31 protein-coding genes are annotated in these 24,728 nt (G+C 61.1%); 15 read left to right on the top strand and 16 right to left on the bottom strand.

Annotated features, from left to right (window positions below):
• Nucleotides 1-61: 61 nt before the first annotated feature.
• The 10 genes from IE095_RS15865 to IE095_RS15820 form a co-directional block, all read right to left on the bottom strand.
• On the bottom strand, nucleotides 62-394 hold the full coding sequence (locus IE095_RS15865; protein ID WP_189412854.1) for a RebB family R body protein: 333 nt from the start codon (nucleotides 392-394) through the stop codon (nucleotides 62-64).
• A 76-nt stretch (nucleotides 395-470) separates the two neighbouring features.
• The gene (locus IE095_RS15860) at nucleotides 471-803 is read right to left on the bottom strand and encodes a RebB family R body protein (RefSeq protein ID WP_189412852.1); all 333 of its coding nucleotides are present in this window, start codon (nucleotides 801-803) and stop codon (nucleotides 471-473) included.
• Nucleotides 804-850: 47 nt separating this feature from the next.
• Nucleotides 851-1,561, bottom strand: a complete 711-nt coding sequence (locus IE095_RS15855) for a hypothetical protein (protein ID WP_189412850.1) — start codon at nucleotides 1,559-1,561, stop codon at nucleotides 851-853.
• A 5-nt stretch (nucleotides 1,562-1,566) separates the two neighbouring features.
• The gene (locus IE095_RS15850; protein WP_189412848.1) at nucleotides 1,567-1,875 is read right to left on the bottom strand and encodes a hypothetical protein; all 309 of its coding nucleotides are present in this window, start codon (nucleotides 1,873-1,875) and stop codon (nucleotides 1,567-1,569) included.
• Nucleotides 1,876-1,902: 27 nt separating this feature from the next.
• Complete coding sequence (locus tag IE095_RS15845; protein ID WP_189412846.1) at nucleotides 1,903-3,369, bottom strand: hypothetical protein; 1,467 nt, start codon at nucleotides 3,367-3,369, stop codon at nucleotides 1,903-1,905.
• A gap of 38 nt (nucleotides 3,370-3,407) precedes the next feature.
• Nucleotides 3,408-4,175, bottom strand: coding sequence for a hypothetical protein (locus IE095_RS15840; protein ID WP_189412844.1), 768 nt, complete (start codon nucleotides 4,173-4,175; stop codon nucleotides 3,408-3,410).
• Nucleotides 4,176-4,249: 74 nt separating this feature from the next.
• Complete coding sequence (locus IE095_RS15835) at nucleotides 4,250-4,522, bottom strand: RebB family R body protein (protein WP_189412842.1); 273 nt, start codon at nucleotides 4,520-4,522, stop codon at nucleotides 4,250-4,252.
• A gap of 3 nt (nucleotides 4,523-4,525) precedes the next feature.
• Nucleotides 4,526-5,164 carry an RNA polymerase sigma factor gene (locus tag IE095_RS15830; protein ID WP_189412840.1) on the bottom strand — a complete coding sequence of 213 codons (639 nt, stop codon included), beginning with the start codon at nucleotides 5,162-5,164 and terminating at the stop codon, nucleotides 4,526-4,528.
• A gap of 95 nt (nucleotides 5,165-5,259) precedes the next feature.
• Nucleotides 5,260-5,940 carry a Crp/Fnr family transcriptional regulator gene (locus IE095_RS15825; protein WP_189412838.1) on the bottom strand — a complete coding sequence of 227 codons (681 nt, stop codon included), beginning with the start codon at nucleotides 5,938-5,940 and terminating at the stop codon, nucleotides 5,260-5,262.
• A gap of 381 nt (nucleotides 5,941-6,321) precedes the next feature.
• A complete protein-coding gene (locus IE095_RS15820; RefSeq protein ID WP_189412836.1) occupies nucleotides 6,322-7,329 on the bottom strand; it encodes an NAD(P)/FAD-dependent oxidoreductase in 1,008 nt (335 codons plus the stop codon).
• 46 nt (nucleotides 7,330-7,375) lie between these two features.
• Between IE095_RS15820 and mnmC2 the strand changes: the two genes are divergently transcribed.
• Together mnmC2 and IE095_RS15810 are read left to right on the top strand one after the other, a co-directional pair.
• Nucleotides 7,376-8,044: a tRNA (5-methylaminomethyl-2-thiouridine)(34)-methyltransferase MnmC2 gene (gene mnmC2, locus IE095_RS15815; RefSeq protein WP_189412834.1), complete on the top strand. Its 669-nt coding sequence runs from the start codon at nucleotides 7,376-7,378 to the stop codon at nucleotides 8,042-8,044.
• Entirely contained in the window at nucleotides 8,041-8,931 is an 891-nt protein-coding gene (locus IE095_RS15810) for a DMT family transporter (RefSeq protein ID WP_189412832.1), read from the top strand. The genes mnmC2 and IE095_RS15810 overlap by 4 nt, the downstream gene beginning before the upstream one ends.
• Here IE095_RS15810 and IE095_RS15805 read toward each other — a convergent pair.
• From IE095_RS15805 to IE095_RS15785, 5 genes are all read right to left on the bottom strand, one after another.
• Nucleotides 8,918-10,858, bottom strand: coding sequence for a lytic transglycosylase domain-containing protein (locus tag IE095_RS15805; RefSeq protein ID WP_189412830.1), 1,941 nt, complete (start codon nucleotides 10,856-10,858; stop codon nucleotides 8,918-8,920). The genes IE095_RS15810 and IE095_RS15805 overlap by 14 nt on opposite strands.
• A gap of 68 nt (nucleotides 10,859-10,926) precedes the next feature.
• Nucleotides 10,927-11,568, bottom strand: a complete 642-nt coding sequence (locus IE095_RS15800; RefSeq protein WP_189412828.1) for a trimeric intracellular cation channel family protein — start codon at nucleotides 11,566-11,568, stop codon at nucleotides 10,927-10,929.
• Nucleotides 11,565-12,041, bottom strand: a complete 477-nt coding sequence (gene rnhA, locus IE095_RS15795; RefSeq protein ID WP_189412826.1) for a ribonuclease HI — start codon at nucleotides 12,039-12,041, stop codon at nucleotides 11,565-11,567. Before rnhA ends, IE095_RS15800 begins: the two co-directional genes overlap by 4 nt.
• Nucleotides 12,041-12,991: a 4-hydroxy-3-methylbut-2-enyl diphosphate reductase gene (gene ispH / locus IE095_RS15790; protein WP_189412824.1), complete on the bottom strand. Its 951-nt coding sequence runs from the start codon at nucleotides 12,989-12,991 to the stop codon at nucleotides 12,041-12,043. Before ispH ends, rnhA begins: the two co-directional genes overlap by 1 nt.
• A gap of 88 nt (nucleotides 12,992-13,079) precedes the next feature.
• Nucleotides 13,080-13,649, bottom strand: a complete 570-nt coding sequence (locus tag IE095_RS15785; RefSeq protein WP_189412822.1) for a LabA-like NYN domain-containing protein — start codon at nucleotides 13,647-13,649, stop codon at nucleotides 13,080-13,082.
• Nucleotides 13,650-13,810: 161 nt separating this feature from the next.
• Between IE095_RS15785 and folK the strand changes: the two genes are divergently transcribed.
• The 5 genes from folK to IE095_RS15760 all read left to right on the top strand — a co-directional run bounded on the left by folK (nucleotide 13,811) and on the right by IE095_RS15760 (nucleotide 18,437).
• Entirely contained in the window at nucleotides 13,811-14,389 is a 579-nt protein-coding gene (gene folK, locus IE095_RS15780; protein ID WP_189412820.1) for a 2-amino-4-hydroxy-6-hydroxymethyldihydropteridine diphosphokinase, read from the top strand.
• A gap of 81 nt (nucleotides 14,390-14,470) precedes the next feature.
• Complete coding sequence (rpoZ, locus tag IE095_RS15775; protein WP_189412818.1) at nucleotides 14,471-14,827, top strand: DNA-directed RNA polymerase subunit omega; 357 nt, start codon at nucleotides 14,471-14,473, stop codon at nucleotides 14,825-14,827.
• 28 nt (nucleotides 14,828-14,855) lie between these two features.
• Nucleotides 14,856-16,973: a RelA/SpoT family protein gene (locus IE095_RS15770; RefSeq protein WP_189412816.1), complete on the top strand. Its 2,118-nt coding sequence runs from the start codon at nucleotides 14,856-14,858 to the stop codon at nucleotides 16,971-16,973.
• A gap of 54 nt (nucleotides 16,974-17,027) precedes the next feature.
• Complete coding sequence (locus tag IE095_RS15765; protein WP_229804847.1) at nucleotides 17,028-17,684, top strand: DUF2062 domain-containing protein; 657 nt, start codon at nucleotides 17,028-17,030, stop codon at nucleotides 17,682-17,684.
• A 9-nt stretch (nucleotides 17,685-17,693) separates the two neighbouring features.
• Nucleotides 17,694-18,437, top strand: a complete 744-nt coding sequence (locus IE095_RS15760; protein ID WP_189412812.1) for a pyridoxine 5'-phosphate synthase — start codon at nucleotides 17,694-17,696, stop codon at nucleotides 18,435-18,437.
• Here the strand turns inward: IE095_RS15760 and IE095_RS15755 are convergent.
• Nucleotides 18,434-19,384: an ATP-grasp domain-containing protein gene (locus IE095_RS15755; RefSeq protein WP_189412810.1), complete on the bottom strand. Its 951-nt coding sequence runs from the start codon at nucleotides 19,382-19,384 to the stop codon at nucleotides 18,434-18,436. The genes IE095_RS15760 and IE095_RS15755 overlap by 4 nt on opposite strands.
• Before the next feature lie 72 nt (nucleotides 19,385-19,456).
• On the opposite strand from IE095_RS15755, the gene IE095_RS18655 reads away from it, so the two are divergent.
• The 8 genes from IE095_RS18655 (at nucleotide 19,457) to recO (ending at nucleotide 24,647) form a co-directional block, all read left to right on the top strand.
• Nucleotides 19,457-19,591: a hypothetical protein gene (locus tag IE095_RS18655; RefSeq protein ID WP_268247728.1), complete on the top strand. Its 135-nt coding sequence runs from the start codon at nucleotides 19,457-19,459 to the stop codon at nucleotides 19,589-19,591.
• A gap of 31 nt (nucleotides 19,592-19,622) precedes the next feature.
• Nucleotides 19,623-20,585, top strand: a complete 963-nt coding sequence (locus IE095_RS15750; protein ID WP_189412808.1) for an aKG-HExxH-type peptide beta-hydroxylase — start codon at nucleotides 19,623-19,625, stop codon at nucleotides 20,583-20,585.
• On the top strand, nucleotides 20,582-20,986 hold the full coding sequence (gene acpS, locus IE095_RS15745) for a holo-ACP synthase (RefSeq protein WP_189412806.1): 405 nt from the start codon (nucleotides 20,582-20,584) through the stop codon (nucleotides 20,984-20,986). The genes IE095_RS15750 and acpS overlap by 4 nt, the downstream gene beginning before the upstream one ends.
• A gap of 68 nt (nucleotides 20,987-21,054) precedes the next feature.
• Nucleotides 21,055-21,849 (top strand): signal peptidase I, encoded by a 795-nt coding sequence (lepB, locus tag IE095_RS15740; RefSeq protein WP_189412804.1) that lies wholly within the window; start codon nucleotides 21,055-21,057, stop codon nucleotides 21,847-21,849.
• Complete coding sequence (gene rnc, locus IE095_RS15735) at nucleotides 21,846-22,538, top strand: ribonuclease III (protein ID WP_189412802.1); 693 nt, start codon at nucleotides 21,846-21,848, stop codon at nucleotides 22,536-22,538. Before lepB ends, rnc begins: the two co-directional genes overlap by 4 nt.
• A complete protein-coding gene (gene era / locus IE095_RS15730) occupies nucleotides 22,531-23,454 on the top strand; it encodes a GTPase Era (RefSeq protein WP_189412800.1) in 924 nt (307 codons plus the stop codon). Before rnc ends, era begins: the two co-directional genes overlap by 8 nt.
• A gap of 98 nt (nucleotides 23,455-23,552) precedes the next feature.
• Nucleotides 23,553-23,882, top strand: coding sequence for a DUF1491 family protein (locus tag IE095_RS15725; protein WP_189412904.1), 330 nt, complete (start codon nucleotides 23,553-23,555; stop codon nucleotides 23,880-23,882).
• A 27-nt stretch (nucleotides 23,883-23,909) separates the two neighbouring features.
• The gene (recO, locus tag IE095_RS15720) at nucleotides 23,910-24,647 is read left to right on the top strand and encodes a DNA repair protein RecO (protein WP_189412798.1); all 738 of its coding nucleotides are present in this window, start codon (nucleotides 23,910-23,912) and stop codon (nucleotides 24,645-24,647) included.
• Nucleotides 24,648-24,728: the final 81 nt, after the last annotated feature.

Genomic DNA, 24,728 nt, shown 5'->3' with positions numbered 1-24,728 from the left:
CCCAACTGGGGGCGGGGGCTTCGCCAAGCCTTATCCAGACACCAATTGCGGTGACGATGGGTCAGGCTTGCTGGGGCCGGAAGGCGTTGATCATAGCCAACATCGACGCCATGCTGTCCGGTGTGCCGACGGTGCCAATCTTCTGGGTCGCCCCGGCGGTCGCGGTCGTGTCGAGGCTGTAGATCTGCATCACGCCTTGGTTCGCCGCCGCCTGCGCCAGCGTATTCTGCTGTTGGGCAGCGGCCACGGCGTTCTGGAACAGGATGCCTGTCGAATGGGCCATGGTCTGATAGATCGTGCCCATGGCGATTGCCGGGGCTTCGCCCACGACCTTTACGTTCGACTGAGTGACGGCGTCGGTGATCTGGTTGTTGACCGAGGTCGGATAGGTCATCGTCTTTCTCCTTGGTTGGGTTGGTTTGGTCATTCATGGCAGGGGTTAGCCTGCCAAGGGCGGGGCGGCAGCGGCGTTAGGACTGCGGCTGCTGGAAAGCGGCGATCAGGCCGAGGAAGGACGCCATGCTGTCGGGCGTGCCGGTCTGACCGATCTTTTGCGTCGAGGCGGCAGCTGCGGTGGTGTCGAGGCTGTAAACCTGCATCACGCCTTGGTTCGTCGCAGCCTGCGACAGTGTGTTCTGCTGCTGGGTCGCGGCCACGCTGTTTTGCAGCAGAATACCCGTCGAATGGGCCATGGTCTGATAGACCGAGGCCATGGCCAAGGCGGGCCCATCGGCCACGACCTGCACGTTGGACTGGGTCACCGCATCGGTGATCCGATCATTCACCGCCGTCACTGCTGTCATGATATTTCCCTTTCATGTCAGAAGGTTGAAACAAAGATGTTGACGTTTCATCCGCCGCTATGTGACGGTCTTTCCGTCTCTTTTGGCAGGCGTTCGTCGGGGGGCACGACCGCCGCAATTTCGCGGTCGAGGTCTTTCTTCAGTGCCGCTTGCAGGGCCAGTGTCTCTGCCCGCAGTTCGGCAATTTCGCGCTTCAGCCTAGCCTCCAGAGCCTCAGTTTCTTTCTCGGCCTTGCGCAGGCTTTGTTCAGCGACCTGCGTTTCGATCAACCGCTCCAGCCGCCCCGCAAAACTGCCTAAGGCCGCGTTTGCCGGGCCAGGAAGGCTGGCTGATCTCTCCCGTAGATCCGCCAGATTGCGCGCCTCGGCCAGAAGCGCATCAATCTTGGGGTCGCCGGAAATGGCAGGGGGTGGGTGGTGATGATTTGTCGCGGGCGCTTGATAACCAACGGCGGCAGGGCTGCCGGGGTTGGGATAGCCGCCAATGGCCGCCGCTTGCGCAATGGCCGAGCGGGCATCCAGTTGGGCCACGTTCATCACCGCATTGATGGCGTTTTCTGTGGCTTGGCGGTTGGTCCGGATGGCAGCCCGGGCCGCAGCCAAGTTGCTGCCCACCGGGTCGCTGCCCGCAGGGGCAGCGGCATCGGTCTCAAGCAACCAAGTCAGAAGTTGAAGAACCTGCGTTTCCGAAAGGTCGCGGTCAAGCCAGGCCCGCGCCACGGTCAACAGCCGTAGGAGATCTTGTTCGGCCCGGCTCATGGCGGCTACCTCTTGCTTTTCGGGCCAAGCCGCGACGGAGAAACTTCTTCTTCGTCCACGTCGATCTTGATCGTCCGCCGAAGCGTCTCGGGTTCGCTATCGTCATGCCGACGGTGCCGACGACTGCCAGGCTCCACGATCAGGTAGCCGCGATACAGCGCGTTGCGCGCCTCGTTCAACTCACCTGCCAGCCGATCAAAGGGGAACCCGGTTGGACGATAGGTGTCCACCATCGAATTCGACCAGTCGGCCAGCACCTGTGCCAAAAGCTGATCCACCTCGTCACAAAGACGCATCAAACGTTCTTCCATCATCTTTTTTCTCCTTGAGTTCTGGGAAAATCAGGCCGCGGCGACCGTCTGCACCACGCCATAGATCGGGCTGCCGACGAAGGGTTCGATCAGTTCGACATAATTGGCTGCGTTTTGCAGAACCCCGGGGGGTAACATCATCCCCTTGGTAACGGCGGTTCGAACATCGGCCGCACGTCCAGCCAGCAAGGGGTTGAAGGCCCCGTTAATCAGCGGGGCGGCGGCGGCGGCCCCCGGCAGAATTCTGGCTGAAAGTCGTTGGAGCGAAGGGGCCGGGCCGGGCCCTGGGGTATTCAGCCCGCCAACAAAGGCATTGTAGGCGTTTCGTCCAAAAATGTTCGGGTTCAGGTCATTGTCGGCACGGGCCGTACCGACCAATGACAGGCCGACAATCAGGCCGACCTCATGCCGGAGTTCCGGCTTGTTGGGCATCTGATAGACATCTTGTAGAACAAACAGCGTATAGGCCACGTTCGGGGCGATATTGGAAATCTTGAGCGTGGAGGCGCGGGCGGCTTTCCAGTCGGTGTAGATTGCAGCAAATGCAGCGAAATCACTGTTGGTCAGATAGGGCGAATAGAAGCGATCAATGGCGTTCTGGTTCGCCTGCTGGTGCAGCGCCACAGGCGGAATCAGGTTGATTGCCATCATAGATTCGGGCAGCGAATGATGTTGCTGGGCGACAATCGTGGCGAAGGAAGCAAAAGCTCTGCCGTTGTTGATCATCTCGACGATGCTGTGACGGATCTGATCCGCCGTGCCGATCTGCATGAAATGTGGGTTCTCGACAGTCGTCGACAGCATTGCCAAGGCGCCCAGCGCGTCCGTGGTCGATCCGGAGATATCGGCCGTTTCGTAGTAGCCAAGCATCCGATCCATGGCGCCCAACACATCCTCGGGCGGCAGGTACCAGTTGACCAGCCCCACATCCGGCCCCTGTTCAAAGATGTTGCGGCGAAAGACACGCGAACGGTTTGTCAGGCGGTTGAACGCCACCGGGTCTTGAAGGCTGCCCAGAAGCGTTTTCAACTCGGTCAAGTGGGCGTTGGGTGCAGGGTTCGCATTCTGCCCCGGCAATGCGCCCAGCATATCGGCAAAGGCACTGCTGAAATCGCCGATGGCCAGGGGGCTTAGAAGGGTGTCGCCATTGTAGATGTTGATCGTGGCCAGTCGCCTGATCTGGGCCTTGGCTGGCGCATAGGGGTCATCGCCCTGCTGGGGCGGGGCGATGTTGTAGATATCAAAAACGTCATAAGGCTGGTTCGCACCCGCCCGAAGAGGTTGGGCAATCTGTTGCTGGGCGATCACTGCACGGGCTTGATCACAAATCTTTTGGGCGCGTTTGCCAATGCCGTGCATGGCCCCACCCTGTGCGAAAAGGTGGTCCAGAATGCGCATCAGATAGCAACTGTCCACCTCGCGCATCACACGCCGTGCGTCATCGACTTGCGATCCGACCAGCCATTTGACCTCGTTCACATCCGCAACAAAACCCATAATCCTGTTCCTTTTTCATACGTGGAAAACGTGGCTGATCAGCCCTGCGGCATCGGCGGGACGGGGTTGGCGGCGCTGGCCTTGTTCAATTGGCCGATGGCAAAGCCCGCGCTGGCGGCCTCCATCGCGCCACCGGCTGCGGCGACGGCCATGGCTCCGGCCAGAAGGATCTCGGTGACGGCCAAGATGCCGCTGTCTTCCAAAGCCGGGAGGTAGTTTTCATCGACCACATCCTGCGTGATCTTTTGCAGAATGCGGGTCTGGGCGGCCAAGACGACCTTGGTCATGCTGTCGTAATACTGGGCCGACGACAGCGCTGCCAAACCGGCGGCCTGACCGATCATCTGATCGGCGGGCGTCACGATCATTGCCGTGGCCGCGTCAATGGCCTGGGCATTGGTAAACTGGATGCTTTGCACCACCGACTGGTTCAGCGCCGAGGTATCCGTCGGACCGCCGGGGGCCACGGGGCCGCCGGTCAATGGGGACCCGCCAAGGGGGCGGGGATAGTTGGAACTGGGCGCGGCATTGTCCACGGCCAGATTGACGCGGGGGGCCATGTTGCGCTGGCGATAGGCCGACAAGACCGAAACGGGCGGCGCTGGGGGGGGATTGATCTCGCCGGTCAGCACCGTCTTGCCCGCGTTTTTGGCATTGGCTGCGGCCTGCCGAACATTGGCCGCTGCGGCCGTTAGTGGCGCCTCCAAGGCGACCTCTGCATCCTTTTCGACAGTGCCCAGAATCTCTTCGGCAGACAGAAGATCACTGTCGAGCTGGGCAGAAGGATTCGCGATGGCATTGGCCATCTCAGGCTCTTTCCGCAGGTTTTTTAGAAATCTGAACATGGTTCGCGCGCCCCCCGACGCTGGGTTTCACGGTGTCAGGTGGTTTTGCCGCCGCCGCCGCTGGACGAAGACGAGCTGCTGCTTCCCCCGCCCAAGGCGAGGATCTCGCGGACGGCGGTGGCGACGACGGCATTGGCGATCTGGTTCAGATTCTGCTGGCTGCTGACCGCGTTTTGCAGGGAAAGGCCCGCCGAATGGGTCGCCATCTGGTAAAGCATGCCCAAGGCTTCGGCCGGGGAAGAGGCCACCACATTGACATTGGTCTGGGTGACGGCATCGGTGATCTGCGAATTCACTGTCCCGGACATCGGCTAACCCCTTGCGCTTTTCGGTGTGTCAAAAGGAAAGGACGCGCGCATCTTTGGGTTGTGAACGGTTGGTGCCACTTTCTTGGGTGGGTCAATATCATCCAGCGCACGACGCAAGGCCTGACGGGCCAGTTGCATCCGCTTGCGGGCCAAAGCCTCGCTGATGTCCAGCCTTTCGGCGATTTCGCGGTAGGAGCGGCCTTCGACGATATGCAGATCAAAAAGCTCGCGCAGATGGGCGGCCAACTGCCGTGCCGCCCGCATGGCACGGTCCATTTCTTGCCGGGCGAGCAGTTGCGCCGGGGCGTCCAGTGTGTCGCGGGCGCTTTCCGGGGTCAGGTCGGGAAAGGGTTCAAAGGTGCGCTGGCGGCGGTTCTGGCCGCGCCAGTAATCGAGCGCGGTGTTGCGCAACGAAACATAGAACAGCGACTCCATGTTGCTGATGGGCAGTTGCCCGCGGCGGACATGGCCCAGAATGCGCAGGGCGGTCTGGGCGACCATGGCTTCGGCCACATCCTCTTGCCCCCTTGCATAACGGCGGGCGCGGCGGATCAGGGCGGGATATTCAGCCCGCCAGATCCGATCAATCTCGGCCACGGCGCTGGTGCCGTCGGCATCGTGAAAGAAGGTTGCTGCATACATCGGTTCCGCCCCCTTGGCTAAGGCGGACCATGCGACAGGGCGGGGCCAAGGCCCTGTTACGCAGGTAACAGTTGAATGCAGATTCCGGGCTGGTTTCATTCCACGAGATACTTTTTCCAGAACTGTTCGCTTTGGATCGTCACGCGGTTTCGGCTGACCTTGATCTCGCCGGACTTGACCCAGTTTTGCAGCGTGATGTTGACCCGTGTCCGACTGGCATTCACCTTGGCCGCGATCCGCGGCTGGCTGTCGGGCAGAAGAATGTCGTCGCCGGTCAGATGGTCACGCAGGTAATGGGCAATCCGCGCCTCAAGATTGCAGACGAGCATGCGGCGGATGAAGCGGTCCATCGCCTGAATTTCGCGCGCCAGATCGGCGTGCAGGGCGCGGGCAAAGCGTGGGTCTTGCAGAAGAGGCTCCGCTTGGGCGGCGGTGATCTCTATTGTGGCGCTTGGCTCGGCTGCGACATGCGCACAGGGCGTGGGCGTTGTATCGTCTGCCAGGCATTCGTGGCCAAAAATGCCACCCGGTCCAAAGGTACGAACAACAATGTCTTGCCCGTTTTGACCGAAGACCCGTTTGTCGATCCGACCATTGACACATAGCCGCAGATGGGTGGGTCTTTCATCCTGCGATTGGATCGTGGCGCCGCGCCCATGCGAGACCAATCGGGCATGGCGGGCCAGATAGTCCAGATGCCCGCGCTCCAATCCCTGAAACACCGGCGCGCGACGCAGGTGTTGGACAAGGGCAAGCTGTCTGGAATCCAGAAGCATGGGCAAGGTCCGGGCGGGATTGCGGGGGAATCGGGGGAAACTTGCAAAGCCAAGAAACGCACTGGCGTCGCCTGTTTGACACTCAATCAGAGGTTGTTTCTGTGCCCTTGGACACAGAAACCCAACACTCAGATGAAGATGCCTTTGCCCAACCTGCATCCTGCGGCTGAAGGGAATCAGCCGCAGGATCTCTCGGTTGGGACCAATATTGCGAGAGCAGGCAGTCTGGGAAACAGAGGCCCTGGCAAGCTCCGGAAACGATCTGGGGAAATCTCAGGCGCTGGTGGGGCCAGTTGCCTGTCCGGTGATTGCACTTTGTCAGGCTGAATATGGCCCCGTCTGTGCGCAAAGATACAGACAGCGCTGAAAATGGTCTTCGAATCAGGTGTGGAAGGAGGGCGGAATTGCGTCAAACCCGTCTAGGATGAGTTCTGACATAGTCGTTGCAATCTTGGGCGCTACGCCAAAGCCGATCTTGAAACCGCCGTTTGCGACAAAATGGCCTGGGCGCCCGGGCCAAGGGCCGAGAAGCGGGGCACGTGACTTGGCGCGCGGGCGCAGACCGGCCCAGCGGTGCAGGAGGGGGGCTTTGGCCAGAACCGGCAGCAGGGCGATAGCCTTTTGATGCATTGCGTCCAATTGTCCATCGGTGGAATGGGCATTCTCCCATGTGCGTTCACTGGTTGATCCGATGCCGATTGTGCCATCGGCATGAGGCACAATGTGCAAACCATCGGCATAGATCTGTGGCAACCTGCGCTGATCAAGGGCCAGCGATAGGGCTTGGCCCTTGACCCCGTCGCCTTGCCCCATCGCACGCAATCCATCAACCCCGGTTGCCCAGATCACGGTGCCATCGCCCGGACTGTCCCCATCCTCCACTTGAATGCACTTGCTGGCCAACGCGGCCAATAGCGCTGTTAGAGCCATGCGTGGATGCAGCCTTGCGCTGAGCGTATCCCGGATCAGCCAGCCGCTGGGCGAAGGGGGTTCCCAACCGCCAGTGGCGCGGACCAGTTGCCACACGGCCTGACCTTGCCACAGCTCGCGCGCCGATTCGGCGCGCCTCTGGGCCAATTCCAGCCCGACCTCATCGCTGACCGCCTGCAACCGCCCCAAGCGCGCATAGCCACTGGATTGTCCACCCGCCGCTTCGACAGCTTGCCACCAAGCCTGTGCCATCAACAGGCTTTCCAGTTGGAACTGTTTTTTGTCATTCCATTGTTCTGGCACATGCGGCTGCATTGCGCCGACCAGCCCGCCGCTGGAGCCTGCACCCGGTCTCGCCACTTCGACGACGCGGACTTTGGCACCGCGCTGCGCCAGTTCCCAGGCGATGGACAGGCCAAAGATGCCTGCCCCCATCACCCAGATTGCCTTGCTGGACATTCCGCCCGCCCTTGCCCATGTTGCGCTGCGATCGGGTGTAGGGCGAATGACGGGAAACGACCAGAGCGATGCATTGGACTGGCGCGATGGGGTGCCGGTTTCCCTGCGGTTCGATGACCCCTATTTCAGCTTGAACAACGGTCTAGCCGAAACGGGTCATGTCTTTCATGCGGGCAATGGGCTGCCGGGACGCTTGCGCGATGGGTTTCATATTGTGGAACTGGGTTTTGGCACCGGGTTGAACCTGCTGGCCACCGCGCAGCTTTGGGCGGGGCCGGGTTTGCTGCGCTTTACCAGTTTCGAGGCCTTTCCGATGGATGCTGTCGATATGGCGAAATCGCTGGCACATTTTCCGGACGTTGCGGCCTTTGCCGACCCCTTGCTTGAGCAATGGGCCAAGGGTGCGCGGGTGATCCATCTGCCAGGCATCCACGCCGAAATCATCATAGGCGACGCGCGCGAAACGCTGCCCCAATGGCGGGGACGTGCGGATGCCTGGTTTCTGGACGGTTTTTCCCCGGCCAAGAACCCCGAACTCTGGTCGTCCGAATTGATGGCCGAAGTTGCCCGCCACACGGCACCGGGGGGTACGTTCGCCACCTATGCTGCCGCCGGCCATGTCCGCCGCTCCTTGCAGGATGCCGGTTTCGTGGTGGAACGTCGGCCCGGACACGGGCATAAGCGGCATATGACCGCCGGATACCTGCCCCAATGACCGAACAGAACCGACGCAAGGGCATCGCCCTGATGCTGACCGCCGTCACCCTGTTCGCTATTCAGGACGGCTTTTCCCGCTATCTGGCGGAAACCTACAATGTCTTTATGGTTATCATGGTGCGCTACTGGTTCTTTGCCGGTTTCGTGATCCTGCTAGCCTTGCGCCGCCCCGAAGGCTTTCGCGCTGCTGTCCGCACCCATCATCCGTTCCTGCACATCGCCCGCGCCAGTCTGCTGATCGCCGAGGTCTGCGTCATCGTTTATGGCTACACGCTGATCGGTCTGATTAACTCCCACGCCGTCTTTGCCGTCTGCCCCCTGTTGATCGCGGCCCTGTCGGTGCCGATTCTGCGCGAAAAGGTGACTTGGCAGAACTGGTTGGCGATTGGCATCGGGATGAGCGGCGTTCTGATCATCCTGCAACCGGGGTCGGGCGTCTTTTCCTTTGCCTCGCTGCTGCCGCTGTCGGCGGCACTGATGTTTGCACTTTATTCGGTGCTGACACGCCTGACGACGCGGGATGAGCCGGGCTTTGTCAGCCTGTTCTGGTCGGGCGTGATCGGGGCTATTCTGGTGTCGGCCATCGGTCTTCCGAACTGGCAGAACATGACGCCCTTGGATTGGGGCATGACCACTGCCTATGCGCTGATCGCGCTGGTGGCCAACTGGGTGCTGATCCGCTGCTATGAAGTGACCGAGGCTGCAACCGTGCAGCCCTTTGCCTATCTGCAAATCGTGCTGGTCACGCTGATCGGCATTTTCATCTATCACGAACCGCTCGGTCTGCCGGTTATCCTTGGCACCTGTGTTGTTGTGGGGGCGGGACTATATACGCTGTGGAATGCCCGTCGCGGGGCACCGGGGCGGCTGGTCAGCCGCCCTTGAGTTCTGCGCGCAGACTGACCGGGCCGACTTGGCCTTTCAGCCGGGCGCGGTAGATGACCAGACTTTCCGACACGCGCATCACATAGGTGCGGGTTTCGTTGAAGGGGATCATTTCAACCCAATCGACAATGTCAACATCGGCGCGACGCGGGTCGCCAAATTCTTCGATCCAGCGGCGCGGGCGGCCAGGACCGGCGTTATAGCCGCTGGCGACCAAGGCGACCGAGGGGCCGAATTCTTCAACCATCTCGGCCAGATAGGCGCTACCCAATGTCACGTTCTTGGCTGGATCCTCGGTCAGATCGGCGGTCTTGAAGGCGACGCTCAGGCGTTTCGCCACCTTTTCCCCCGTCGCAGGCATGACCTGCATCAGGCCCCGTGCGCCGGCATGGCTTTGCGCCCTTGGGTCGAATTCGCTTTCCCGTCGGGAAATGGCCAAGGCCAGCGCGCGACTGACCGGCAAACCGTCGGTCGGGATCATCTCGGGCGCAGGGTAATAGGCGCGGGGCAGGATGAACCCGCGTTCCGCCGCCTGTTTGGCAATCAGCAGGGCAATATGTGGCTCGCCCACCCGCAGGGCCATATCGGCAAGCTGTTCCAGCCCCTGTTTCGGCTGGCTTTCCGCCAGATGCAGCAGAAAGCGTTTCGCCAAGGTCCGGTCCCCGGCACGGATCAGCAGCAAGCCTGCCTCCAGCACAGAGGACGATACGAAATCGGCATTGCGCCAATCGGGCGGGGCGCTGTCGTCCAGCAGACCTTTATCCAGCGGCAGGCCCAGATGTTCGGCGGCGAGTTGCCCATAATAGGCGGTCTGCATGCTGGCCGCTGTGGTAAAGGCGGCCAAAGCCTCTTGCCCTTTGCCTGCGGCCTCAAGCGCCCGGCCTTTCCAATAAAGCGCGCGGCTGCGGCTGATGTCGGTCTGGACCGAGCCTTCCAGATGGACAAAATGCTGCAAGGCGCGTTCCGGGTTATCCAGCCGCCGCAAAGCAATGAAACCCGCCAGAAACTCCAGATCGGCATAGGCGCTGGCCCCGCCACCCGGTTGCAGACCATGGCTCGCCGCCAGTTGATAGGCCTTTTCGCCCTCACCCTGCCGCAATAGGCGGCGCGCCAACAGGGCCCGCCGTTCGGCCCAAACCTCGGGGCGACCCAGCCCCGCCGCATCGGGGGAACGCGAAAGGATCAGGTCGATCGATTCGTCATACAGGTCTTTCCGCATCCGCCAGTCGAAACGCGCATGGGCCAATCCCGGATGATCCTTGAACTGTTCGGGCACTGCGGCAATCAGCCCGTCGACGCCATCGGCTTGTTCGCCCAAGGCAATCATCGCTGCCGCCAGCGCCTGCCAATCCTTACCGACCCGGCCCAGCATCCGCTTGGCCCCTGTCAGATCGCCATCCCAGAGCAACCGTTCCAACCGCTGTTCATGCCGTTCGACCGGCATTTCGGGGAACAGCAGCAGCATCGCTGCCTCGTCCTCGGGGGCGAAGGGCAGGTTCACCCAAGCCCGACGCGCCTCGGCCAAGGCTGCATCCTTCTGGTCTGTCGTCAGAAAGGCCCCGATCAGGGCCACAGACCCGGCCCCGGTTTCCGGGGAGCGGCCCGCGAAATAGGCGATGATCCGGCCCGCATCGGTCGTTTCGGCCAGGGCCTTTTCGCCCTTTTCGTGCAACAGCGGCATCCCCGGCCAATCGGCCCGGCGCCTCAGGAAATCCTCATATTCCGCTGCCGTGCCCTGACCAGCGCGCAGGCGTTGCCATTCCACGATGTCCCGTGCAATCGGTCCTTCCAACTCGGCCTGTGCCAAGGCTTCGGGCCAGACACCCGCCGCGCCCAGCTGCAAAGCCTTGGTCAAGGCCTCCTGCGCGTAGAGGGGCGCGGTGGCCATCGACAACATGAAAGCAAGGGAAAGGCCAATTTTCAACATGTTGAAAGCCTGCCTTAAAGCGAGTTTTCGCGCAACTCACATCCCTGCCATCGGCAAGGGCTTGCCCATCAGTCACCCTTTTTCGGGGCTTCGGGCCGGGGCGGGCGGGTTTTATAGACTGGCAGCCGCCAGCCAAGGCCCAACGATCCCGCCCGCAGGGTCAGCGTCAGGGCGGCGCAGGCCAGTAATGCCTCGCGCGCGGTTCCGCCCAATTCGGCGACAATGACCGCGGCCACGGCCCCGGCAAAGGCCGCCGTCACATACAATTCGCCTTGGCGCAAAACCACCGGCACTTCGTTGCAGACCACATCCCGCATGAGGCCCCCCATGCAGCCGGTGATCATGCCCATCACCAGCACGATGGGCCAACCCGCGCCATGGTTCAGCGCGATGCCGACCCCGGCCGGCACGGCGACCGCCAGCGCGAAAGCATCAAGCCACAGCAAGGCTCGCATCCGGCTTTCAAAACGGTGGGCGGTAAAAAACACCAGCACGGCCGCACCGCTGGCCACCAGCAGAAGGGCTGGATCAGCCACCCAAAAGGGTTCACGGTTCAGGATCAGGTCGCGCAGCGTTCCGCCGCCCACAGCGGTCAGGCAGGCGACGAAGATAAAGCCCACCACATCCAGTTGCGAACGGCTGGCGGCCAGGGCCCCGGTCAGGGCAAAGACGACCACGGCGGCATAATCAAGGCCTTGAACTAGGGTCATGCGCCAGCCTGCTTAGAGGGGCCAAGTTTGAAGGGGGCCATACCAGCCCGGGCCAGTTCATCGGCGCGTTCATTTTCGGCATGGCCCGCATGGCCCTTGATCCAGCGCCATTCCACCTTGTGCCGCGCTTGGGCGGCATCCAGCCGCTGCCAGAGGTCGGCATTCTTTACCGGCTTTTTGTCTGCTGTCTTCCAGCCGTTTTTCTTCCAGCCAAAAATCCAGCCCGTTACGCCATTCTTTACATAGGCGCTGTCCGTCACCACGATGATCGTCGAAGGCCGCTCCAGCGTTTCAAGGGCCGAGATCGAGGCCATCAGCTCCATCCGGTTGTTGGTCGTATCCCGCTCGCCACCTTGCAGGGTGCGTTCCTTCAGAACCTTGTCGCCCTCGCGCGCCAGAAGCAGAACCCCCCAGCCCCCGGGGCCGGGATTGCCGCTGCAAGCCCCGTCTGTATAGGCATAAAGTTCGGGCATCAGACCGCCTCGCGCAGGATGCGCGGCACTTTGAATTCGATGTTTTCCTGCGCGGTTTCCACCAATTCCACGGTCGTATCATAACGAGAGCGGAAGGCGTCAATCACGCCGTTGATCAGCACTTCGGGTGCGCTGGCCCCGGCGGTGATGCCGATGGCGCGGATGCCTTCCAGCGAACGCCAGTCAATCGCGCTGGCATCCTGCACCAGTTGCGCATAGGCACAACCTGCACTGCGCCCCACCTCGACCAGCCGTTGGCTGTTGGACGAATTGGGCGAGCCGATCACCAACAAAGCATCAATCCGCCCGGCAATTGCCTTGACCGCTGCCTGGCGGTTGGTGGTGGCATAGCAGATGTCTTCCTTGTGCGGTCCGACGATCCCCGGAAAACGTGCTTGCAGTGCGGCGACGATCCCCGCGGTATCATCGACTGAAAGCGTCGTCTGCGTGATGAAAGCCAATTTTTCCGCGTCGCGCACCTGCAAGCGGGCCACGTCGCCCTCGGTTTCGACCAGCAAAACTTCGCCCGGCGGAAGCTGACCCATCGTGCCGACCGTTTCCGGGTGGCCCGCATGGCCGATCATCACCATCTGCAAGCCGTCCTCATGGTGCCGCTGCGCCTCGTTATGCACTTTTGTCACCAAGGGGCAGGTTGCATCGACGGCGATCATGTTCCGACGTGACGCCTCGGCCGGCACCGATTTCGGCACGCCATGCGCCGAAAAGATCACCGGGCGGTCATCGGGGGCTTCGTCCAGTTCTTCGACAAACACGGCGCCCTGCGCCCGCAGACTTTCCACCACATGCTTGTTGTGTACGATCTCGTGCCGCACATAGACTGGGGCGCCCCATTTTTGCAGCGCCAGTTCCACGATCTTGATGGCCCGGTCCACACCAGCGCAAAAGCCCCGCGGCGCGGCCAAGTATAGGGTCAGAGATGGCTTGATCATCGGCTTTTCCGTCAGGTCTGTCGCCCCTACCTAGCCATCCTGATGTGAAACGGAAAGGGCGGGCCCGTCCCCTGGCCCGCCCTTTTCCTTATTTCACCGCTTCAACGCTTTCTTCCATCGGTCGGGGTTCACGAGGTGGACGCCCGATCACATCGCGCAATTCGTCCAGTTCGATGAAATTGTCGGCCTGACGGCGCAATTCATCGGCAATCATTGGTGGCTGGCTACGGATGGTCGAGACGACTGAAACGCGAACGCCCTGCCGTTGCAGACTTTCGACCAAGGGCCGGAAATCACCGTCACCCGAGAACAGCACGATATGATCCAGCCGTGGGGCCAATTCCATCGCGTTCACGGTCAGTTCGATGTCCATGTTGCCCTTCACCTTCCGCCGTCCCTGGCTGTCGGTGTATTCTTTGGCGGGCTTGGTCACCATGGTGAAGCCATTGTAATGCAACCAGTCCACCAACGGGCGGATCGGCGAATAATCGTCATTCTCCAGAAGCGCGGTGTAATAGAACGCCCGCAGCAACTTGCCCCGGCGCATGAATTCCTGGCGTAGCAGCTTGTAGTCGATGTCAAAGCCCAGCGCCTTTGCAGCGGCATATAGGTTCGATCCATCGATGAACAGCGCAAGCCGTTCGTCCTTGTAAAACATGTATTTCGTCCCCTTGAAATAACATTTCCCCGTGCGGCGTCCGAAACTGATTTGGGTCTATGGATGCCGTCCTAGGAACTGGCTAAGTAGCGTCGTGATACTGCATCGACAAGCGACCCGATACGAAAGTGTCGCGGCACCTATACGAAAGTGTAGCTCAAATGGACGCGAACGAAAAGCTGGCGCTGATTGCACTTGGCGCGAATCTGCCGTTCGGCAAGATGCCTCCGGTTGCGACGCTTCTCGCGGCACTTTCGGCATTGGCCGAGGAAGGCCTTGAAATACATGCAAAAAGCAAAATGTATTCGACGCCATGCTTTCCGGCGGGTGTTGGGCCCGACTATGTGAACGCTGCCGCCGCGCTGAAAATTGGGGCAAAAGATGACGTTGCGTCAGTTTTGCAGGCCCTGCATCGCGTTGAGGCGCAATTTGGTCGAGAGCGGCGGCAACGCTGGGGGATGCGGACGCTCGATCTGGATCTTTTGGCAGTCGAAGACCTGATTCTGCCCGATGATGCCGGGCACCGGCACTGGATGGACCTAGAACCCGAATCGCAAATAGGCCAAGTGCCTGACCAACTGATCTTGCCGCACCCCCGCTTGCAGGACCGCGCCTTCGTTCTGGTTCCGTTGGCTGAAATTGCCCCCAATTGGCGGCATCCTGTAACCGGCAAGACCGTGCAGCAGATGCTTGCAACGCTGTCCATTCAGGACCGTGATGCAATCAAACCTTTGGAATAAGGGTATTGGGCGCTTGTCATTTTCAGGAAGGGGGTCTAAAAGCCCCCTCTTATCCCCCTCCTGTCCGGAATGGAGTATCAGATGGCCCGCGTGACGGTCGAAGATTGCGTTGACAAGGTTCCGAACCGGTTCGAACTGGTAATGTTGGCCGCCCATCGGGCGCGCGAAATTCAGTCGGGTTCGCCCCTGACCATTGACCGGGACAACGACAAGAACCCGGTTGTTTCCTTGCGTGAAATTGCTGAGGAAACCCAAAGCGCTGATGGCCTGCGCGAGCGGATGATCGAAAGCCACCAGACCCAGATCGAGGTGGACGAGCCGGAAGAGGACCAGATGGCCCTGCTGATGGGCGCCGATGGCGACCGCCCGATGCATGACGATATGTCGGAAGAGCGGATGCTCCGGATGCTGATGGAAGCGCAAGGCGGCGACGACTGACGCCGTTACACGCACGGGGGCGGGTCAGATGATCGACGTAGAAGACCTGATCGCCCTTGTCCGCAACTATAACCCGCGCACCAATGCCGAGCTGATCCGTCAGGCCTATGCCTACGGGCGTCAGATGCATGAAGGCCAGTTCCGTAAATCGGGTGAACCCTATTTCACGCATCCCGTGGCGGTGGCGGCGATTCTGACGGAACAGCGGCTGGATGATCAGACGATCGTTACAGCGCTGCTGCACGACACGATCGAAGATACGAAATCCACCTATTCCGAAGTGGCGCGCCTGTTCGGTGAGGAAATCGCCGAACTGATCGACGGTGTGACCAAGCTGACGAACCTGCAACTTTCCTCGGCCGAATCGAAGCAGGCGGAAAACTTTCGCAAGCTGTTCATGGCGATGTCCAAGGACTTGCGGGTGATTCTGGTGAAACTGGCGGACCGTCTGCACAACATGCGGACGATCAAAAGCATGAAGCCAGAAAAGCAGGCCCAGAAAGCGCGCGAGACGATGGAAATCTTTGCGCCCTTGGCGGGGCGCATGGGGATGCAGTGGATGCGGGAGGAGCTGGAGGATCTGTCCTTTCGCGTCCTGAACCCGGATGCACGGAATTCCATCATCCGGCGTTTCATTACCCTGCAACGGGAAACTGGCGATGTGGTTCACAAGATCACGGCGGATATCCGGCACGAGCTGGAAAAGGCGGTGATCGAGGCGGCGGTCTATGGGCGGGCGAAAAAGCCCTATTCCGTCTGGCGGAAGATGCAGGAAAAGGATCTGGCCTTTTCGCGGCTGTCGGACATCTATGGTTTCCGGGTGATCAGCGAATCCGAAGCGGATTGTTACCGCATTCTGGGGGTGATCCACCAACGCTGGCGGGCGGTGCCGGGGCGGTTCAAGGATTACATCAGCCAGCCGAAATCGAACGGCTATCGGTCGATTCATACAACCGTTTCCGGGCGGGATGGCAAGCGGGTCGAGGTGCAGATCCGCACCCGGCAAATGCACGAAGTGGCCGAGGCGGGGGTCGCGGCACATTGGTCCTATCGCGAAGGCGTTAGGGCACAGAACCCTTTTGCCGTGGACCCGGCAAAATGGGTGGCCAGCCTGACGGAACGCCTGGACGAAGAGGATCACGATGATTTTCTCGAGAATGTGAAGCTCGAGATGTATCAGGATCAGGTGTTCTGCTTCACGCCCAAGGGCGACGTCATCCAGCTACCCAAAGGCGCGACGCCGTTGGACTATGCCTATGCGATCCATACGCGAATCGGCAATTCCTGCGTTTCGGCCAAGGTCGACGGCATCCGCGTGCCGCTTTGGACGCGGCTGAAGAACGGCCAGTCGGTGGAAATCATCACGGCGGAAGGCCAGCGCCCCCAGGCCAGTTGGATCGACATTGCCACCACGGGCCGCGCCAAATCCGCCATCCGGCGGTCACTGCGCGAAGAAGACCGGGGTCGGTTCGTCAAGCTGGGGCAGGAACTGGCGCGGGCGGCTTTTGACCATGTGGGCAAGAAGGCCACCGACAAGGCCCTTCGGACAGCGGCCAAGATGATGGGGCTGGGCGACGAAACCGATCTTCTGGCGCGGATTGGCAGTGCCGAGGTTCCGGCGCGGCGAGTGTTGGAACTGCTGTATCCCGAACTGGCGCAGGCCCATTCAGATGAGGTCGCGGCCGACCGTCCGGTTTTGGGGCTGACGGCAGATCAATCTTTCCGCCGGGCGAAATGCTGCCAACCCGTGCCGGGCGAACGGATCGTGGGCATCACCTACCGCGGGCAGGGCGTGGTGATCCACACCATCGACTGCCCGGTTCTGGCCGAATTCGAGGAACAGACCGACCGCTGGGTCGATCTGCAATGGCAGCCGGGGCGGCATCCTGCGGTGCATACCGTATCGCTGGATGTGACCATCTCGAACGACGCTGGCGTTCTGGGACGGATCTGCACAATCATCGGCGATCAGAAGGCCAATATCAGCGATCTGGTGTTCATCGACCGGAAACCCGACTTTTACCGATTGCTTGTCGATGTCGATCTGCGCGATCTGGAACATCTTCACATGGTGATGACCGCCCTTGAAGCCGAGACCGATGTCGCACAGATTTCACGACATCGGGATATGACCCGAAAACCTTGAGAAGTTAGGCCTTTATCTGTGTTCAAGCGGCGCGACAAACAGCCCCTTTCCCAAGTGGCCAAGGAATTTTTCTACCCGCGCGGGGGCATCGTGCGGGCGACGCGCTATGTGCTGCACCGAATGCGCCGCCTGCCCGACAGCCCGCATCGGGTGGCCCGGGGGGTTTTTGCCGGTTCGTTGGTGGGCTTCCTGCCCTTGCCGGGGCTGCAATTTCTGGCGGCTTGGGGTGCCGCGCGGGCGGTGCGGGGCAATGTGCTGGCGGCGCTGTTGGGCACGTTCAATACGAACCCGCTGACGACGCCCTTCTTTGCGGTGATGGCCATGTCGCTGGGGCATTGGATCATGGGGGTCGAGGCTCCTTTGTCGGCCAAGGCGATTGGTCATGCTTTTGGCCGAGCGGGGGATGATCTTTGGCGGAACATCAAGGCGCCTTTCACGCATGATGTGGCGCAGTGGGACGGGCTGATCCAGTTCTGGCATGATATCTATGTGCCCTATTTTGTCGGGGCCCTGATTCCGGGCGTGATCCTTTCGGCGATTGCCTATTATCTCACGATCCCATTGGTTTCGGCCTATCAGAAAGCCCGTGCCGCGAAGGCGCATGAACGTGCCGAAAAGCGGGGCAAGCTGCGCAAGGCCCTGGCCGAGGCGACGGAGCGGCTGAAGCGCAAGACGGAAAGACCCGATGCCGAGGGGCCGGGCGAACCATAGGGGGCTGGGATGACGGGCAAGCTGCGGCTGGGGGTGAACATCGACCATGTGGCGACGGTGCGGAATGCCCGTGGCTCGGTATGGCCCGACCCTTTGCGCGCGGGCCTCTTGGCCGAAGCGGCAGGGGCGGACGGCATCACCGCCCATCTGCGCGAAGACCGGCGGCATATCCGCGATGCGGATATTGCAGCACTGAAGGCAGGGCTTTCGGTGCCGCTGAATTTCGAATGTGCGGCGACCGAGGAAATGCAGCGGATCGTGCTGGAAACCCGGCCCCACGCCGTCTGCCTTGTGCCGGAAAAGCGCGAAGAAAGGACGACCGAGGGTGGCCTTGACGTGGCGGGGGATGAGGCGCGGCTTGTCGCCTATATTGCCCCGCTGCGCGATGCCGGTTGCCGGGTCAGCATGTTCATCGGGCATGATGCCCGGCAGATCGAGGCCAGCGCAAGGATCGGCGCGGCCGTGGTGGAACTGCACACCGGGCTTTATTCCGAATTGCTGGCAGACGGGCATGAGGATCAGGCCCAACTGGAACTGGCCGCCTTGCAAAAAGGCGCGGCCCTTGCGGCATCGCTGGGGCTTGAGGTTCACGCAGGCCATGGGCTGACTTATGAAAACGTCGGGCCGATTGCCGCCATCCCGCAGGTTATGGAACTGAACATCGGCCATTTCCTGATCGGCGAGGCGATCTATCTGGGCCTTGGCCCGGCCATCGAAGAAATGCGCCGCCGCATGGATCTTGCCCGCAGCTAGGGCCGGTGTTTCGGCCAAAGCGGCAAATCGCGCAGATCGACTTCGGGGCCGTCCGTCTGCGGCACCAAGGCGCGGAAGGCGTCTAGGAGTTGTTGTCGCGAAATTGCGCCAGACTGGCGGCGGGCCGGACTCGGATGATCATCGGGAGGAAAACTGAAGGCGGGATTGGAATTGACCTCATAAATTTCAGGTCGCCCGTCCACCATGCCGAAATCGACCCGCCCATATTGGCAGCCCAGCAGATCTGTGACACGCAGGATCAAGTCTGTATGGGCATAAGCTGTCATTTCCGCCAGTTCCGCCTCATAAGTCGCCTCGGCTGCCCGGCCTTGCGTCCCGTATTTTGCCATCCAACCGTCGTCATTCACCGTCATCGCCCGGATCACGCGATCCCCAATGCGATAGGCCGCATGTTTCTGGAAATGCCCCAGCGTCGGATCAGCCTTTGCGCGATATTCCACAAAAACAAGGTCGGTCAGCGGATGGCCCTGCGCCAATGCGGCATCAAGGGCGATTTGGCATTCCCGCGTATTCTGCAAAAGATCGCTGATGCTGCCGCGATGCGCTGCCTGCGTGCGCAGAAAGACGGGAAATCGATCGGGAATCTCGGCCAGACTAGGCAGCCAGCAGGTGAAGCTGTTGATCCCTTTGGCAAAAAAGTGACGAATCTGGCCCGCCCGACCCAGAAACCGGGCGGGATCATTCAGCACTGGCAGACCGGCCGTGATCAGCGTCTTCCGGCGCCAAGTGGCGAGTTCGGCGTTCCAGACATGCACCCTGTCAAAATCCGTCAAGGTCCAGGCTCCATGTGGCACGGACTCGGCCCCAAGAAACTGGTCCCAATTCCAGTTGCGCAGCGCAATGCCACCTTCCTCCAGCACCGGACGCAAATTTTTCGTGGCGCCGGTGAATTTCCCCGTGGTCACAATATGCAGGGTGGGGGACATACGGGCTCCACAATTGACGCGGCCAGAAAACCCGGCCAAACTGTCAGAGAAATAGCTGCTGGGATCAGACGAATGCAACGTATCGAATTGGACCTGACGAAACTCTTGGGCTTCCGCTTGACCGCTGACAGCGCCAGCGAAGCCGCGCCTTCGGCCAAGGTCGGGGCCAAGATTGGCAACAAGGCTGGTCGCAAGACGACGGCTTGATTTTGGCGTGACCTTGTCACGCTTAGATCGGATGACTTTTGTCTTCGCCCCATCGGCAGAACTGGGCCGCCAGACCGACAGCCGGATGCACATCGGGTTGTCTGAAAGCCTGACCTATCTCGGGCAGGCGGTACAGCCGCATGATTTTGATCTGTCCGCTGATCTTTTTGATTTCGGCGGACAATTGCAGGCCGGTTTGCGCATCCCGGCGCTGAGTTTTTCCGAATATTACAGCCTCGTCCCTACGCTGCAATCGGGCGATCTGGCCCAATGTCGTGCGATGCTGGCGCAGATGCGGTCGCGTGGCGCTCGTCAGTCTGGCCAGATCATCCGTGCCGTTGGTCATCCGGGGGCCGAGGCATTGACCCATTCTTTGTCCCAAGACCCCGACGAATTGCTGCATATGGCCGCCGTTTCGGATCAGACGCTGACCGATTTTACGGCATTGTTGCGCGAAGGTTTCGGCCTGATGGACGCCCATGTACCCGATTTGGCTGCCGAAATCCGCGCGATCGTGCATGATATCTTGCTTGGCCATGCCCAACCAGGATCGAAGGTCGAGTTTGACGGGGCATCGCATTATCAATACTGGGGCCTGCTGATGCTGAACCCTAAGCACCACAAGACGCCTTTGGCCGTTGTCGAGGTGCTGGCCCATGAATCGGCGCATTCTTTGCTGTTCGGCCAGACCATCGAGGAGCCCTTGGTGCTGAATCCGGACGAGGAATTGTTCACCTCGCCCCTGCGCCCTGATCCTCGTCCTATGGACGGCATCTTTCACGCCACCTTTGTCTCGGCCCGTATGGCTTGGGCGATGGAGCAATTGGCGGATGTGGCGACACTGTCACCCGCGGATCGTCAGCAGGCAGCCGAGGCTGCGGCAAAAGATCGGCAGAATTTTGCATCGGGTCTGTCTACGGTTCGGGCGCACGGTCGGCTAACGCAGACTGGGGCGCAGATCATGGCCGCAGCGGAAGACTGGATCACCCGATGATTCTGGGCATCGGCAGCGATCTGGCGAACATCGACCGCATCGGCGGTGTCTTGGAACGGCATGGCGACCGTTTCCGCAACCGCGTCTTTACCCCCATCGAACAGGCCACAGCCGAATACCGCCAGCAGACAGTGGCGACCTACGCCAAACGCTGGGCGGCGAAAGAGGCCTGCTCCAAGGCGCTGGGCACTGGCCTGCGTATGGGCATTGCGTGGAAGGATATGGCCGTGACCAACCTGCCCACCGGTCAGCCGGTGATGCATCTGACCGGCTGGGCCGCCGAACGGTTGGCCAGCATGACACCGCCGGGCCATCAGGCGATTGTCCATGTGACGCTGACCGATGACCACCCTTGGGCACAGGCCTTTGTGGTGATCGAGGCCAATCCCACGGCTGTTTGATCCCGCAAAACTTGACTTCCCCATCGGCCCGCGCAAGAAGCGCCCGAACCCCAGAACAGGAAGACATCATGGCCAAGGCCGACAAGAAGCCCGAAACCATTGGCGAAACCATCAAGACCATTGTTTATGCCCTGTTGATTGCCGGTGTCTTCCGCACCTTGTTCTTTCAGCCCTTCTGGATTCCCTCGGCGTCGATGAAGGACACGCTTCTGATTGGCGATTTTCTGTTCGTCAACAAGATGGCCTATGGTTATTCCGCCGTCTCTTGCCCCTTTGCCATCTGCCCCATTTCGGGTCGTCTGTTCGGCTCAGAGCCCGAGCGCGGTGATGTGGTGGTGTTCCGGCATCCGGTCAGCAATGAGGATTACATCAAACGGCTGATCGGCCTGCCAGGCGATACGGTCCAGATCAAGGACGGCATCATCTGGCTCAACGGGCAGGCGCTGCCACAGGAACCGGCAGGTACCTTTGAAGAGATCAAGGAACCGCAAGGTTCCATGCAGGGCATCCCCCGCTGCGCCAATGATCCGGTGGGGCTGGGCGGTGTTTGTACCAAACCCCGCGCCACGGAAACGCTGCCCGACGGTACAAAGCACGACGTGCTGAACATCGTCGATCAGGGCCAAAATTCGCCTGACAATACTGGCGTCTACGAGGTGCCACCCGGCCACTACTTCTTTATGGGTGACAACCGCGATGACAGCACGGACAGCCGCTTTGCGCAGGGCGCGGGTGGGGTGGGCATGGTTCCTGCTGAAAACCTGATCGGTCGGGCCGACCGGATCATGTTTTCCTCGGCCGGTCGTTCGCTGCTGATGTTCTGGACATGGCGCAGCGACCGCTTCTTTAAGGCCATCGAGTGAAGATCGGGGCGGACCTACAGGCCTTTCAGGTCAAGTTGGGGCACAGGTTCAACGACCCCGGCCTTTTGCTGCGGGCCTTGACCCATGCCTCGATTTCCGGGATCACGCGCGCCTCGAACGAAAGACTGGAATTTCTGGGTGACCGCGTTCTGGCGCTGACCATGGCCGAGGCTTTGTTCAAGGCCGATGGCAAGGCCAGCGAAGGCCAGTTGGCCCCGCGCCTGAATGCGCTGGTGCGGCTGGAAACCTGTGCGGAAATCGCGCGCGAACTCGATCTGGGCGAAGTGCTGAAGCTGGGGCGTTCCGAGATGATCTCGGGCGGGCGTCGCAAGGATGCGCTGTTGGGCGATGCGCTGGAAGCGGTGATCGCGGCGGTTTATCTGGACGCGGGCTTTGAAACGGCGCAGGCTTTGGTTCTGCGGCTCTGGCAGTCACGGCTGGAACGGCTGGCTGACAGCGATGCGCGGGATGCAAAATCGGTGTTGCAGGAATGGGCGCAGGGACGCGGGATGGGCGTTCCGGTCTATGAGGAAACGGGGCGCACGGGGCCGGATCATCAGCCGGTGTTCACGGTAAGGGTCCGGCTGGATAACGGCGAGACTTGGGAAGCGACCGCCAACACGAAACGGGCGGCGGAACAGTTGGCAGCGCGGGCGCTGCTGGATCACCTAGGAGATAAAGATGGCTGAAGGCGGAACACGGGCGGGCTTTGTCGCGCTGATTGGCGAGCCAAATGCTGGCAAATCAACGCTGCTGAACCGGATGGTGGGGGCCAAGGTCAGCATCGTGACGCATAAGGTGCAGACAACACGAGCGCGGATCCGGGGCGTCTGCATGGAGGGCCAAGCGCAGATCGTGTTCGTGGACACGCCGGGCCTGTTCCGGCCGCGCAGGCGGCTGGATCGGGCGATGGTGGCCGCAGCCTGGGGCGGGGCGGCGGATGCGGATGTAATCGTGCTGCTGATCGAGGCGCACCGGGGGCTGACCGAAGGGGCAAAGGCGATCATTGACCGAATGCGGGACCAGATTCCACAAGGGGTGCCCGTGGTGCTGGCGATCAACAAGATTGACCGTGTGAAGGCGGAGACTTTGCTGGGCTTGTCGGCGGAATTGAACGAGGCTTACGGTTTTGCCAAGACATTCATGATCTCGGCCGAGCGGGGCTATGGGGTGGACGACCTGCGGGAATGGCTGGCCGCAGAAATGCCGGAAGGGGCGTGGTTCTATCCCGAGGATCAGATTGCCGACCTGCCGATGCGGATGATTGCCGCCGAAATGACGCGGGAAAAGCTGACGCTGCGGCTGCACGAGGAACTGCCCTACCAACTGACGGTGGAGACCGAAAAGTGGGAAGACAAGCCGGACGGATCGGTGCGGATTGATCAGGTCGTCTATGTGGCGCGGGATGGGCACAAGGGGATTGTGCTGGGGAACCGGGGAGAAACGATCAAGTCGATCGGAACGGCGGCACGGGCCGAAATGAAGACCTTTCTGGAGCGGGAAGTGCATCTGTTCCTGCAAGTGAAGGTGCGCCCGAACTGGCTGGAAGAAGCGGAGCGCTATCAGGAAATGGGGCTGGATTTCCGCGACGGGGATTCGACGTAAGAGCGGCCCTTGGGGGGCATTGAGCCCCCCAAGGGCCGGTGGGGCTCTGCCCCAGACCCCGAGGTATTTTTAGCAAGATGAAAGAGAGGCGGGCCGGGATGGCGCGGTTGGCGGCAGAGTTCTGGGTGGCGGCCTATCTGGCGCGTCTGCGGCTGGCGGATATTGCGGCCTATGTGGTGAAGCGGGGCGAGGCGGGGGCGGGGGCGGTTCTGGTGAAATCGTCGACTCTGGACGGGCAGGCACGGGCTTTTCAGCGTTCCTTTGACCCCTTGTCGGGCGATCGGGTTTGGATGGTTCTGGCCGAAGGGGATGAGGCCTCAGTCGATGCGGTGATCGGGCGGCAGCGAGGGCGGGACCCGGATATCTGGGTGATCGAGGTGGAAGACCGGCAGGGGCGGACCCTGTTGGACGAGGTGGGGCTGGACTAGCGGCATCTTTCTGGGTTTGGCTGAGCCATGGACTGGCAAGATCAGGGCATTGTGCTGTCAGTGCGCCCGCATGGGGAAAATGCGGCGATCCTTGAGGTTTTCACAGCAGAACATGGGCGGCATCTTGGGGTGGTCCGCGGTGGTATATCGCGCAAAATGACCCCCTTTCTGCAACCGGGCAATGATCTGGCGCTGTCGTGGCGGGCTCGGCTGGAGGATCATCTCGGCGTCTTTGTTGCCGAGCCGGAGCGATTGCGATCAGCACTGATGGCCGATCGGCTGGCGTTGCTGGGGTTGAACACGGTGACAGGCCTGTTGCGGCTGGCTTTGGCGGAACGGGATCCGCATCCCGATCTGTGGTGGGCCAGCCGGGCGCTGCTTGATCAGATGCAAGGGCAGGGCTGGGCGGCGGCTTATCTGGGATGGGAACTGGGACTTTTGGCCGAGTTGGGCTTTAGCCTGGATCTGTCTTGCTGCGCCGTGACGGGCACGGTGGCGGATTTGGTCTATGTCAGCCCAAAGACAGGCCGCGCTGTCAGTCGGGGCGCAGCAGGCGAATGGGCGGAGCGTCTGCTGCCGCTGCCTCTTGTCTTGCGTCGCTTGGCGTCGGCAGAGGCGTTGGGCCCCGTTGAAGCGATAGAGCTGGCCCAAGGTTTTGCTATCACAGGACATTTCCTAGAAAAAGCCTTGGGGCCGGTTCTGGTGCGTCGCGGTTTGCCCGACGCGCGCGCGGCACTCGTAGGGCGATTGTGCAAAGGGGTTTAGAACCCAAGTTTAGGCCTGTCGACCGATGGGCGGATGGCCGGTAGTGCCAAGGCTGGGCAAGCTGAACCTGTTTCCAACAGC

Origin of the sequence: Neogemmobacter tilapiae (assembly GCF_014652215.1) — a bacterium.
GTDB classification, from domain to species: Bacteria; Pseudomonadota; Alphaproteobacteria; order Rhodobacterales; family Rhodobacteraceae; genus Neogemmobacter; species Neogemmobacter tilapiae.
This window is presented reverse-complemented; position numbering and strand designations above follow the sequence as displayed.